We start from the raw sequence: 12,549 nt of genomic DNA, 5'->3' as shown, positions 1-12,549 counted from the left end.
TGGTATAAAATCTCAGAAAATCCGGTCAGCCAGAAAAGCGCGGATGCCACATACAGGGTCAGTCAGGGTCAGTCAGGGTCAAGTTTGAAAGCTACGGCAGGATGGACTTAATAGAAGGATACGTTGAGGTAAGGGGCGCGCGGTCCGACGAAATACTAATCGGGGTCATCATCAAAAAAAACCACCTCCGAAGAGATGGTTCAGAAGCAAAATTTATACGCGGTTATCACGTCATTGACGCCCATTTACCGTGTGATGTGCCGAATCAGGCTTTAGCGCCTTCCACTGCTGTACGAGCCAGATCGGTGATTCGACCGTAATCGCCGGACTCCAGCGCATCAGCCGGCACCAACCATGAGCCACCGACACACAACACGCTTTTGAGCGCCAAATAGTCGCGGTAGTTATTCGGTGTAATGCCGCCTGTGGGGCAAAACCGGATTTTGCCGAACGGNCCTGCGATAGCCTGCAGGGCTTTCACGCCGCCGTTAGCCTCAGCCGGGAAGAATTTGAACTCCGTCAATCCGTAATCCATACCCAGCATCAGTTCAGAAACGGTGCTGATACCCGGAATCAGCGGAATATCGCCCGCCGTCGCCGCTTTCAACAGCGGCTCAGTCAACCCAGGGCTGATGGCGAACTGCGCGCCGGCATCGACAACCTCGGCCAGCTGTTGCGGATTGGTCACCGTTCCCGCGCCCACAATCGCGTCCGGGACTTCTTTCGCAATCAGGCGAATCGCTTCTACCGCACATTCGGTGCGCAACGTGAGTTCCAGTACGCGGATACCACCAGCGACCAAGGCTTTCGCCATGGGAACTGCATGTTCCAGTTTATTCACGACGATCACCGGAATGACCGGGCTTGCCGTCAGAATTTGTTCCGCACTGGTTTTCCAGTTTTTCATTAAGCGCTTTCTCCACTCATGCCCAACGGGCATTGATTAATTGGGCGCGGTCCCTCCACAAGTGGACCGCGCCGTGATTCGTAACCGCTCGGCCCCCGACGAAACCGGGGCCGCGGATAATCACGACTCGACTTCGTTCCAGGAACGACCATCACGGGTGATCATCGCTACGGACGCAACCGGACCCCACGAGCCAGCCTGATAGGGCTTAGGCGCATCGTTGTCTTGATCCCAGGCTTCCATAATGGAGTCAACCCACTTCCAGGCTTCTTCCACTTCGTCGCGACGAACGAACAGCGCCTGAATACCTCGCATCGTCTCCAGCAACAGACGCTCGTACGCATCGGCCAAATGCTCCTGATCGAACGTTTCTGAGAAACTGAGATCCAATTTGGTCGTCTGCAGACGGTGTTTATGATCCAACCCTGGGATCTTGTTCAAAATCTGAATCTCAATGCCTTCGTCAGGCTGAAGACGAATAATCAGTTTGTTTTGAGGTAGTTGCTGATAAGAGTCGTGGAATAGATTCAGCGCCGGGTTTTTGAAGTACACCACGACTTCTGAGCATTTGCTGGGCAAGCGTTTACCGGTGCGCAGATAGAATGGCACGCCGGACCAGCGCCAGTCGTCGATATCCACGCGAAGGGCGACGAATGTTTCGGTGTTGCTGGATTTATTGGCGCCCTCTTCTTCCAGATAACCCGGTACCTTCTTGCCCTGAACAAATCCGGAAGTGTATTGGCCGCGTACAGTCGTCTCATGAATATTGGAACGGTCAATGCGGCGCAGCGAGCGTAGTACCTTGACCTTCTCATCGCGGATGCGATCCGTCGTCAGGTCAGACGGCGGCGACATGGCGATCATGGTCAGGATCTGCAGCAGATGGTTCTGGATCATGTCGCGCATCTGTCCGGCCTGGTCGAAATATCCCCAACGGCCTTCAATACCCACTTCTTCGGCGACGGTGATTTGAACGTGGTCGATGGTGCTATTATCCCAGTTATTGGCAAACAGCGAGTTGGCGAAGCGCAGCGCCAGCAGGTTCAGCACCGTTTCTTTTCCGAGGTAGTGGTCGATGCGATAAACCTGACATTCGTTGAAGTACTCCGCCACCTGATCATTAATCACCTGAGAAGAGGCCAGATCGGTTCCCAGTGGCTTTTCCATCACGACGCGAGCCGGCTCTTTGTTCAGCCCCGCTTTACCAAGACCGCCGCAGATAGCCCCAAAGGTGCTGGGCGGCATGGCGAAATAATTTATTGTTACGCGGCTTTCCTGGTCAAGCATCTCGCCCAATCGCTTGAAACCCGCGGCATCCTGTACATCCAAATTGCAGAAATCCAGCCGCCCGCTCAATGTTTTCCACAGTTTTTCGTCCAGCGGCTCTTTGAGAAAAGTATCCAGCGCTTCCCGCACGACTTTGGTATAGGCCTTTTTGTCCCATTCCGCTCGGCCAACGCCGATGATACGGGTGTCCGGGTGGATGTGACCTGCTTTTTCCAGTTGATACAGTGAAGGCAGCAATTTACGGCGCGCCAAATCCCCTTTTGCACCGAAAATCACCAAGTCACATGCCTGGGCCGTTGACGTTACCGCCATGTTCTATCTCCTCATTGCAGGATGCTGTAATTTTATTACAGATGTAATGTACTATTTTTGGCTGGGACCAGTAAACCGTTAGCCTGCGACATACCCTACAAATCGCGGTGTATCAACGTGATACCTAATATTCTCGTTGACACACAAATAACGATACGAGTCTGAGAGAGAAAATGAGCTGACAATTTTGACAGCGAGTGACTATTTTGAAAGTTAGACACACGTCATGTTCTGGTGAAAAAACCACACTTTCGCCGCGCCTTCCTCTGCCACGCCAGAATAGCGCATAGTATATTTCCACGAAATTCGCATCGATTCACCTTTGACTGAAATCGACATGACCATTGATGGTATCACTCTATGAAAATGCTGGATAACATCCGAACGCACCTACATTTGTTGAGTAAGTCGGAAAGAAAAGNGGCTGAAGCCATTCTCGCCTCGCCTCAGTCAGCTATCCATTCCAGTATAGCGACACTCGCAAAATTAGCGGGTGTGAGCGAACCCACCGTCAACCGATTCTGCCGACGGCTGGACAGCAAAGGCTTCCCCGATTTCAAACTGAAGCTGGCGCAGAGTCTCGCCATCGGCACGCCCTACGTCAACCGCAATGTGGATGAGGACGACTCGGTCGAGGCTTACACAGCTAAAATCTTCGAGTCCACTATGGCCGGTCTTGAACACGCCAAATCGTGCCTCGACATCGCCGCGATCAACCGAGCGGTCGACCTGCTCACCCAGGCCCGCAAAATTTCCTTCTTTGGCTTTGGAGCCTCAGCGGCCGTCGCGCATGACGCAATGAACAAATTTTTTCGCTTTAACATCCCCGTGGCCTATTTCGACGATGTGGTTATGCAACGCATGAGCTGCATGAATTCAAGCGAAGGCGACGTCCTCGTATTGATTTCTCACACTGGTCGCACCAAAACCCTGGTGGACATGGCACGTATTGCCCGCGAGAATGACGCGACGGTTATCGCTATTACCTCCGAAGGTACGCCGTTGGCACGAGAAGCGTCCTTGACCCTCCAGTTGGAAGTTCCGGAAGATACCGACGTCTACATGCCGATGGTGTCTCGCATCGCCCAACTCACGCTGATTGATGTTCTGGCGACAGGGTTTACATTACGGCGCGGCGCGAAATTTAGAGATAACTTGAAACGCGTCAAGGAAGCCTTGAAAGAATCGCGTTTTGATAAAGAAGGACCGTTCAGCACCCCTTATAACTGATTTGCATTCAGCCGGCGTCGCGCCTTTTCGTCGGTACGGTTCAACCGCCACGGTATCCCCATTGTGCGGATCGCCCTCTCCACTCAGAAAGGGGCGTCAGCCGTGTTTTAGCTACTTTCGCCCTATTTCAGCTTCACCAGTCAACGGAGTCATCCATGTCCAGACGGTTAAGAAGAACGAAAATTGTAACCACACTAGGGCCGGCAACCGACCGCGACAATAATCTGGAAAGAATTATTGCCGCCGGTGCGAACGTCGTCCGCTTAAACTTTTCTCACGGCACCGCAGAAGACCACCAACTACGTGCCGATAATGTGCGTGAAATCGCGGCAAGATTAGGCCGCCACGTGGCTATTCTTGGCGATCTCCAGGGACCGAAAATTCGCGTTTCCACTTTCAAAGAGGGCAAGGTTTTCCTCAACATCGGCGACAAATTCCTGCTTGACGCCAACCTGGCTCGCGGGGACGGCGACAAAGAAGCGGTCGGCATCGACTACAAAGGTCTGCCCGATGACGTTATTTCTGGCGACATCCTGCTGCTGGATGATGGCCGCGTTCAGCTCAAAGTACTCGAGGTCGTTGATTCGAAGGTCTATACGGAAGTGACGGTCGGTGGCCCCTTGTCGAACAATAAGGGCATCAACAAACTGGGTGGTGGACTCTCAGCGGCGGCACTGACAGATAAAGACAAAGCGGATATCGTGACCGCCGCTAAAATCGGCGTGGACTATCTGGCCGTGTCTTTCCCCCGTACCGGCGCCGATCTCAATTACGCCCGTCAATTAGCATTGGAGGCGGGCTGTGAGGCCAAAATCGTCTCTAAAGTCGAACGCGCTGAAGCCGTCGCGACAGACGAAGCCATGGACGATATTATCCTGGCTTCCGACGTCGTCATGGTGGCCCGAGGCGACCTGGGAGTAGAAATCGGCGACCCTGAGCTGGTCGGCATCCAGAAAAAATTGATCCGTCGCGCCCGCAAGCTCAACCGAGCGGTCATCACCGCGACGCAGATGATGGAGTCGATGATCACCAACCCGATGCCGACACGCGCAGAAGTCATGGACGTCGCCAACGCCGTGTTGGACGGCACCGACGCCGTCATGCTGTCAGCCGAGACTGCTGCGGGCCAGTATCCGGCGGAAACGGTAGCCGCCATGGCCAACGTGTGCTTGGGCGCTGAAAAAATCCCGAGTATCAACGTGTCGACTCACCGTCTTGACGCCGAATTCGATAACGTTGAAGAATCGGTAGCGATGTCAGCCATGTACGCCGCCAACCATTTGAAAGGCGTGACCGCTATTGTCGCGATGACCGAGTCTGGTCGCACTGCGCTGATGATGTCCCGCATCAGCTCCGGACTGCCTATTTTTGCGATGTCGCGTCATGAAGGCACGCTGAACCTGACCGCGCTGTATCGTGGCGTCACGCCCGTTCAATTCACTCGTTATTCCGATGGCGTGGAAGCCGCGAATGATGCCGTCATTCTGCTGCGCGACAAGGGATTCCTGATGTCCGGCGATCTGGTGATCGTCACGCAGGGCGATGTCATGGGCACGGTTGGCACGACGAATACGGTCAGGATCTTGCGGGTCGAATAAACGGATTATTATTCGCCATCATCCCTGGTGACGAGGATGTTTGGGATAGAAAAAAGCCGGAGCTTCCGGCTTTTTTATTAGGGTGAAGATTAAATGTTATCTGCAAGAGTCAATGCTTTGTCTCGGGATGTGCCATCAGCGTGTTTCTTTAATCAGCCGCGTTAAGTTCCTGACTTCATCACAACCCATGTCTATTGTTGACACCTTTGCCGTCTCATTTTTTCGGCGGGAATAATTCCTGCTGTTTATCTTTGGACGAATTCACCTTATTCTCGTGATGCACGATGGTTGATTTTTTCGTCTTCGCCTTTTCGTGCAATTGATTATTTTTCTTTTGTACCGCTTTTTGGCGACTTTCTGCGTGGGCTTTGGCAGCCTCACGTCCCGCCTCCGCTTTCTTCGCCGAATGCGTGCCGACGTCATGGCTAGCAGCTTCGATGCGCCCCGGGTCCGTTATCACCGGCGCCACAGAATTACCGTGAGCAGACTCGACAGCCGCGTTCGCCGCCGTATAACTCAATGCTGATGTAGCGAATAAGACACCTAAAAACACCGGTTTGAAATGCATAATCAATATCCTTTTACCGCATTATTTAATCAGTATGGTCAGTCATATAAAACGCGTCAGATATTTATCCTTCGCTTAATGGATAGGCCTGACACAAAAAGCCCTCTTAATGAGGACCGGAACAGAGTAATAACAAGCGACAGAAAATATTGATACGCGGAATTGTCCGAGAAAATAATATATCGGCCATAAATAAGGCGCTAATTATGTCTTGCGTTTGGATAGGGTAAGATTTAATGACTAATTATTTCCAGATTCACCGATGCCGTTATTTTCGACACCGGTGAAGTGTGATAAAGACGGCGTCATATTACACTCAGCAGTCTTTATTTTATAAATCTTTGCGCTGATAAGGTTCCGTTTCTCCCGGCTTGCGGGTCTTCAACAATTTCAGGATCCACGTGTACTGTTCCGGATTAGGACGCACTAAATACTCCAATTCTTCATTCATCCGGCGCGCGATGCCTCTATTATCCGCCTCTGCGATATCGCTCATCGGCGGACGGATATGAATATTCAACCGTGAAGTCCGAGCATTGTAGACCGGAAACAACGGAACGATCTCACTACGGCAGACTTTCATCAAACGACCAACTGCGGGCAGCGTGGCTTTGTATGTGGCGAAAAAGTCGACAAATTCGCTATGCTCGGCCCCGTGATCCTGATCCGGCAAATAGTAGCCCCAATAGCCTTCTCGCACTGAACCTATAAAGGGCTTGATACCGTCGTTTCGCGTGTGCAATCTGCCGCCGAAGCGGCGTCTCAGCACGTTCCACAGATAATCGACCAGCGCATTTTTCTGGTTGTGGATCATCGCCGCCATTTTCTGACCGCGCCAACTCATCAGCATCGCCGGCAGGTCGACCGCCCAGCCGTGCGGCACCATGAAAATCACATTACGATCCTGGTCTCTCAATGTATCGATGATGTCTTCGCCGTGCCACCGCACTCGCTCATAAACGCGTCTGGCCGGGAGAATAGCCAGCTCGACCATCAGTACAATGGACTGAATGGATGTCGCGAACATGTCATCGATAATCTTCTCTCGCTGGGACTCGGTTATCTCTGGCATACACAACAGCAGGTTGATGCGAGCGCGGCGGCGCGCGCCTTTAGATAGGCGGCCAACCGTTCGGCCTAACGCGCCCAGCACCGGATCGCGTAGCTTGGCCGGAAGGCAGGCGACTAGCGCCAGCGCACCTGCTCCCAGCCAAATTCCCCAATAACGTGGGAGAAAAAAAGCAGGTTGGAACTGGGGAATGAACTCGGACCGATTTTTCTTCACTTTTTCCATGCGTTTACTCTTGAGTACTTAACGGTGACCGCGTTGTGGGCAGTCAGCCTGGTAACAGTCATTTAGCCGGATCGCCGTCCTGAGAGGACGCGACCCACAAAAAAAAGCCGGTGGCGATGAGGCGACCGGCTGTTGCAAGACGTTGAGGAAGTTAATCCAGCTGCAACTGCGGCAGCATCTCGCGCACCTGAGCCAGATAGTCACGACGCTCTCTGCCGTCCAGCCCTTCAGAGCGCGGCAGCTGCGCCGTCAGAGGATTGACTGCCTGCTGGTTGATCCAGACTTCGAAGTGCAAATGCGGTCCGGTTGAGCGGCCAGTATTACCCGATAGCGCGATACGGTCGCCACGTTTGACTTTCTGTCCCGGTTTAACGAGAAGTCGGCTCAGATGCATATAGCGCGTAGTGTACTGGCGACCATGACGTAAGGCGATGTAATTACCTGCCGCTCCATCGCGCTTCGCGACCACCACTTCGCCATCCCCGATCGCCAACACGGGCGTTCCTACCGGCAACGCAAAATCGACGCCGCGATGCGGCGCCACACGGCCAGTGACAGGATTAAGCCGACGAGGGTTAAAGTTGGAGGAGATTCTGAACTGCTTCATGGTAGGGAAACGCATAAAGCCGCGAGATAACCCAGAGCCTTCACGATCGTAGTACTTCCCGTCTTCGGAACGGAAAGCATAATAATCTTTACCGCCGCTACGCAGACGAACGGCCAGCAGTTCGCTTTGTTCATTGTGTCCATTCAGCACTTCGCGGGACATCAGCACAGAGAACCGATCGTCGAGACGCAATTTACGGAAGTCCAATTGCCATTGCAGCGCTTTAATTACTTCACGCACTTCCCCGTTGGTTAGCCCCGCATTCAATGCACTGTTGACAAAACTGCCCGTCAGTCGCCCAGTCAACACTTTGTTGTGCCAGTCGCCCTGCATGTTTTCGATCGCTTCTTTGAAAACATCGCCCTTACGGGTGTAGGTGCGGACTTCGCGTCGGGAAACCTGCCAACGCAGACTTTGCAACTCCCCGTCCTTCCCAAGCTCCCAGGAAATCTGCTGACCAATCTTCAGATTGCGCAATGCGGAATTCTGCTCCGCTAAGGTCGCGATATCGGACATATCGATGCCGTACTGGGTCAGAATGCTGCTGAGGGTGTCACCGGTAGAGACGACATATTCATGCGCGGCGTTGCCGTCAGAGACGTTATCGTCCAGTTCATCCTTCGGAATATCGTCCGAGGGCGTCGGCTGGTCGAGCATCGAATTGTCGTCGCTGTCGGCGGAGTTCGCATTAGCGGATGAAGGCGCGTCAAGCGGTTCGCTGGCGGGAGGGGTTAACGTTTTAGGCTGATTTCTTTCATTATCAGCATCTTTAATAATCACAGGCGCATCATTGACCGGCGGATAAACCATGGGCCGCCAAACGGCGACGGCCAAGGTTACGATGGTCAGAGACCCCAACATCACTCGGTGAGGTCTTGGGAGGGTGTTATACGCCTGAGCGATAGTTCGGACTATCTGCTGCACTTATTCGTATCCTCATGATTTTTTCTCCAGGCAGCTCAGATACTGGTTAGACAATTGCAGCAGAAAACGTGCATAGCTGTCTTTATCCAGAGCGATGTCACTTCCCAACGGGTCCAGGACGCCCATGCGTACCTGCGTTCCCTTGGCGACAGCACTGATGACCGCTGGCCTGAATTGTGGCTCAGCAAAAACGCATTCCGCTTTGTGCTCAACCAACTGTGTTCGTATTTGATGTAAACGCTGTGCTCCGGGCGAAATAGCCGGATTGATTGTGAAGTAACCAAGTGGGCTTAATCCGTAGTGTTGTTCAAAATACCCATAGGCATCATGAAACACGAAATAGCCTTTGTTTCGCACAGGCGCGAGCATATTAACAATATTTTTATCCGTATGCGCAAGTTTCTCAGTGAAATGAGTCAGATTGGCGTCTAATTTGTCCCTATTCTGCGGCATTAGTTCCAATAATTTGTCATGAATGGCGATCGCAGACGCTTGCGCCATCTCCGGCGACAGCCAAAGGTGCATGTTGAACTCGCCGTGATGATGGCCGTCGTCATGCTCTTCATGTGTCGCCGCCGCGCCGTGCGCGTGCGCGTCGTCGTGCCCGGCATGCGCCTCTCCAGCGTGGGCAGCATCGTCATGATCCGCGTGCTCACTCTCTTCCTCATGTTCATTCTTGCCGTGGTGATGAGACGCTTTACTCATCGCCGCTTTGATTGCAGGTAGTTCGGAAAGCGTGATCTGGCGGTTTGCAGGAAGTTGGCTCAAGGGCTTTTGCAGAAAGGCTTCCATCTCCGGCCCGACCCAGATAACCAATTCAGAAGACTGTAAGCGCTGGACATCAGATGGACGCAGGGCATAATCGTGGGGCGACGCGCCGTCCGGCAGCAGCACTTCCGTCGGCGTGACACCGTCAGCAATCGCGGCGGCGATGAAAGCCAGCGGGCGAATGGACGTCACCACGTCCGCAGACGCGATTGGGGCAGCCCCAGCCGCCACCATTAGCGTGCTGGCCGTTAACGCTTTTTTTATCCATTGGTGTAAATTACGGCGTGTCATGATAGGTCATCCATCGATTTCAGAAAAAATTTTCGTTATATTATAACGTCACACGGTATCTGCAAGCAGAATTCTATGTCTACACTGGTTTCTCTCGATAACATTTCCGTCCAGTTCGGCAGCCGGCGCGTACTCTCAGACATCTCGCTGACGCTGCAACCTGGACGTATCCTCACGCTTTTGGGGCCAAACGGCGCCGGAAAATCGACGCTGGTCAGAGTCGTCCTCGGTCTACAGGACATTGCCAGCGGCACACTAACGCGAACCCCAGGCCTGCGTATTGGCTATGTGCCTCAGAAGCTGCATCTCGACGCCACCCTGCCTCTAACGGTCAGCCGTTTTATGCAACTCAGCCCCGGCGTTAAAAAGCAGGATATTCTCCCGGCATTGAAACGGGTTAACGCCGGACACCTGCCGGAGCAGCCGATGCAAAAACTTTCCGGCGGCGAGACCCAACGTGTACTGCTGGCTCGGGCGATTCTTACCCGTCCCCAATTGCTGGTGCTGGATGAGCCGACACAGGGCGTCGACGTCAACGGCCAGTTGGCGCTCTACGATTTGATCAATCAGCTGCGTCAGGAGTATGGCTGCGGGGTGCTGATGGTTTCCCATGACCTGCACCTGGTGATGGCGAAAACGGACGAGGTCCTGTGTCTAAACCAGCACGTTTGCTGCTCCGGCGCCCCGGAAGTCGTTTCTCTGCACCCTGAGTTTTTGGCGATGTTCGGCCAGCGCGGCGCCGAACAGCTGGCTGTTTACCGGCATCACCACAATCATCGACATGATTTAAATGGAAAAGTGATTCTGAAAAGGCAGGATGGCGTATGATCGAATTGTTATTTCCCGGCTGGCTGGCGGGAATATTGTTGGCTGTGGCGGCCGGACCTTTAGGCTCCTTCGTCGTGTGGCGCAGAATGTCTTACTTTGGCGATACGCTCGCGCATGCCTCTCTGTTGGGCGTCGCCTTTGGGCTGCTGCTGGATGTGAATCCCTTCTACGCCGTGATCGCCGTAACGCTGGCGCTGGCGCTGGGCCTGGTATGGCTGGAAAGGCGCCCTTACCTTGCCATCGATACGCTACTGGGCATTATGGCGCACAGCGCGCTCTCGTTGGGTCTGGTCGTGGTTAGCCTGATGAACAACGTTAGGGTCGATCTTATGGCCTACCTGTTCGGCGACCTGCTTTCCGTCACCACCGACGACCTGTGGTTCATCGGCTGCGGGGTCGTGGTGGTCGTGGTGGTTCTATACTGGCAATGGCGCGCGCTGCTATCCATGACGATCAGTCCGGAGCTGGCGCACGTCGACGGGGTCTCTCTGCAGCGCAGCAAACTCCTGTTAATGCTGGTGACCGCATTGACCATCGGTCTGGCCATGAAATTTGTCGGCGCGTTGATTATCACGTCTTTGCTGATCATCCCCGCCGCCGCCGCCCGGCGCTTTGCCCGCACGCCCGAACAGATGGCGGGGATCGCCATTCTCATCGGGATGATTGCCGTGACGGGCGGCTTGGCGCTTTCAGCCGATGCCAATACCCCGGCTGGCCCTTCTGTCGTGCTCTGCGCCTCTCTGCTGTTTATGCTGAGCCTGATGAAGAAGCAATCCGCCTAGTTTCTTCGCTGGTCTGCGTGATCCTCATTCAGGCCAGTTCAATCCCCTCTCCCCTGACTTTTGCCTTATCGGACGTTTTAAAAAGAAGAAGGCCGCACTATAGGCGGCCTTCTGCAAAACACCTTCAGACAAACACATCAGCGTGACTCTTCCCGCGTCAGACCGAAATGACGATAGGCGTGCTGCGTGGCGATACGCCCACGCGGCGTGCGCTGTAAAAAGCCCTGCTGAATCAAAAATGGCTCCAGCACATCCTCGATGGTTTCACGCTCTTCGCCGATGGCCGCAGCCAGGTTATCCAGCCCAACCGGGCCGCCCATAAACTTATCGATGACCGCCAACAGCAGCTTGCGGTCCATATAGTCGAAACCTTCGGAATCAACCGCCAGCATATCCAACGCCTGAATCGCGATGTCGCCGTCAATCACACCGTTCGACTTCACCTCGGAAAAGTCCCGTACGCGACGCAACAGCCGGTTGGCGATACGCGGCGTACCGCGCGCACGGCGGGCCACTTCCAGCGCACCTTCCTCCGTCATCTCCAGTCCGAGACAAACGGCGCTGCGGCCAACGATATGCTGCAAATCCGGAACCTGATAAAACTCCAGACGCTGAACGATGCCGAAGCGATCGCGCAGCGGCGAGGTCAACGATCCCGCACGGGTGGTGGCGCCCACCAGCGTGAACGGAGGGAGATCCAGCTTGATTGAACGCGCCGCAGGACCTTCGCCGATCATGATATCCAGCTGGTAGTCTTCCATCGCAGGATACAGCACCTCTTCCACCACCGGCGACAGGCGATGAATTTCATCAATGAAGAGCACATCGTGGGGTTCAAGGTTAGTCAGTAGCGCGGCCAGATCGCCGGCTTTTTCAAGCACGGGTCCGGACGTGGTGCGCAGGTTTACCCCCATCTCGTTGGCCACGATATTAGCCAGCGTGGTTTTGCCCAGTCCGGGAGGACCAAAGATCAACAGGTGATCCAGCGCATCGCCCCGCTGTCTCGCCGCCTGAATAAAGATTTCCATCTGCTCGCGCACCTTGGGCTGGCCGACGTACTCCGTCAGCAACTTGGGGCGAATAGCGCGATCCAGCACCTCTTCTTCGGAGACGACCTCGGGGGAAATTAAACGATCGGCTTCAATCATGGCTA

At 54.1% G+C, this 12,549-nt stretch carries 11 protein-coding genes; 4 read left to right on the top strand and 7 right to left on the bottom strand.

The window, feature by feature from the left end; all coding sequences use genetic code 11:
* Positions 1-265: 265 nt before the first annotated feature.
* A complete protein-coding gene (locus RZ35_RS05265; RefSeq protein WP_026741381.1) occupies positions 266-907 on the bottom strand; it encodes a bifunctional 4-hydroxy-2-oxoglutarate aldolase/2-dehydro-3-deoxy-phosphogluconate aldolase in 642 nt (213 codons plus the stop codon).
* A 120-nt stretch (positions 908-1,027) separates the two neighbouring features.
* Positions 1,028-2,506: a glucose-6-phosphate dehydrogenase gene (zwf, locus tag RZ35_RS05260; RefSeq protein WP_026742353.1), complete on the bottom strand. Its 1,479-nt coding sequence runs from the start codon at positions 2,504-2,506 to the stop codon at positions 1,028-1,030.
* A 360-nt stretch (positions 2,507-2,866) separates the two neighbouring features.
* Here zwf and RZ35_RS05255 point away from each other — a divergent pair, with 360 nt between their 5' ends.
* A complete protein-coding gene (locus RZ35_RS05255) occupies positions 2,867-3,736 on the top strand; it encodes a MurR/RpiR family transcriptional regulator (protein ID WP_026742352.1) in 870 nt (289 codons plus the stop codon).
* Between the two features lie 155 nt (positions 3,737-3,891).
* Positions 3,892-5,334, top strand: coding sequence for a pyruvate kinase (gene pyk, locus RZ35_RS05250; RefSeq protein WP_026742351.1), 1,443 nt, complete (start codon positions 3,892-3,894; stop codon positions 5,332-5,334).
* A 214-nt stretch (positions 5,335-5,548) separates the two neighbouring features.
* Here the strand turns inward: pyk and RZ35_RS05245 are convergent, their stop codons facing one another.
* The 4 genes from RZ35_RS05245 to znuA all read right to left on the bottom strand — a co-directional run bounded on the left by RZ35_RS05245 (position 5,549) and on the right by znuA (position 9,786).
* Entirely contained in the window at positions 5,549-5,902 is a 354-nt protein-coding gene (locus RZ35_RS05245; protein ID WP_026742350.1) for a hypothetical protein, read from the bottom strand.
* A gap of 331 nt (positions 5,903-6,233) precedes the next feature.
* Positions 6,234-7,196 (bottom strand): lauroyl-Kdo(2)-lipid IV(A) myristoyltransferase, encoded by a 963-nt coding sequence (gene lpxM, locus RZ35_RS05240; protein WP_026742349.1) that lies wholly within the window; start codon positions 7,194-7,196, stop codon positions 6,234-6,236.
* 151 nt (positions 7,197-7,347) lie between these two features.
* Positions 7,348-8,727, bottom strand: a complete 1,380-nt coding sequence (gene mepM / locus RZ35_RS05235; protein WP_026742348.1) for a murein DD-endopeptidase MepM — start codon at positions 8,725-8,727, stop codon at positions 7,348-7,350.
* A gap of 12 nt (positions 8,728-8,739) precedes the next feature.
* A complete protein-coding gene (gene znuA / locus RZ35_RS05230) occupies positions 8,740-9,786 on the bottom strand; it encodes a zinc ABC transporter substrate-binding protein ZnuA (protein WP_026742347.1) in 1,047 nt (348 codons plus the stop codon).
* Between the two features lie 75 nt (positions 9,787-9,861).
* Here znuA and znuC point away from each other — a divergent pair, with 75 nt between their 5' ends.
* Both znuC and znuB read left to right on the top strand, forming a co-directional pair.
* Positions 9,862-10,614: a zinc ABC transporter ATP-binding protein ZnuC gene (gene znuC, locus RZ35_RS05225; RefSeq protein WP_026742346.1), complete on the top strand. Its 753-nt coding sequence runs from the start codon at positions 9,862-9,864 to the stop codon at positions 10,612-10,614.
* The gene (gene znuB, locus RZ35_RS05220) at positions 10,611-11,396 is read left to right on the top strand and encodes a zinc ABC transporter permease subunit ZnuB (protein ID WP_026742345.1); all 786 of its coding nucleotides are present in this window, start codon (positions 10,611-10,613) and stop codon (positions 11,394-11,396) included. Before znuC ends, znuB begins: the two co-directional genes overlap by 4 nt.
* Positions 11,397-11,533: 137 nt before the next feature.
* On the opposite strand, the gene ruvB is transcribed toward znuB, so the two are convergent.
* Positions 11,534-12,544, bottom strand: a complete 1,011-nt coding sequence (gene ruvB, locus RZ35_RS05215) for a Holliday junction branch migration DNA helicase RuvB (protein WP_026742344.1) — start codon at positions 12,542-12,544, stop codon at positions 11,534-11,536.
* Positions 12,545-12,549: the final 5 nt, after the last annotated feature.

Origin of the sequence: Lonsdalea quercina subsp. quercina, from assembly GCF_000688655.1 — a bacterium.
Lineage (GTDB): Bacteria > Pseudomonadota > Gammaproteobacteria > Enterobacterales > Enterobacteriaceae > Lonsdalea > Lonsdalea quercina.
Note: the sequence above shows the minus strand (reverse complement) of the source record. Positions and strands in the feature narration are given on the sequence as shown.

What these genes read in the sequence shown, in the direction of transcription:
- pyk (WP_026742351.1), top strand. Translation starts at nt 3,892, where the DNA reads ATGTCCAGACGGTTAAGAAGAACGAAAATTGTAACCACACTAGGGCCG.
- znuC (WP_026742346.1), top strand. Translation starts at nt 9,862, where the DNA reads ATGTCTACACTGGTTTCTCTCGATAACATTTCCGTCCAGTTCGGCAGC.
- znuB (WP_026742345.1), top strand. Translation starts at nt 10,611, where the DNA reads ATGATCGAATTGTTATTTCCCGGCTGGCTGGCGGGAATATTGTTGGCT.
- lpxM (WP_026742349.1), bottom strand. Translation starts at nt 7,196, where the DNA reads ATGGAAAAAGTGAAGAAAAATCGGTCCGAGTTCATTCCCCAGTTCCAA.
- ruvB (WP_026742344.1), bottom strand. Translation starts at nt 12,544, where the DNA reads ATGATTGAAGCCGATCGTTTAATTTCCCCCGAGGTCGTCTCCGAAGAA.
- zwf (WP_026742353.1), bottom strand. Translation starts at nt 2,506, where the DNA reads ATGGCGGTAACGTCAACGGCCCAGGCATGTGACTTGGTGATTTTCGGT.
- znuA (WP_026742347.1), bottom strand. Translation starts at nt 9,786, where the DNA reads ATGACACGCCGTAATTTACACCAATGGATAAAAAAAGCGTTAACGGCC.
- RZ35_RS05245 (WP_026742350.1), bottom strand. Translation starts at nt 5,902, where the DNA reads ATGCATTTCAAACCGGTGTTTTTAGGTGTCTTATTCGCTACATCAGCA.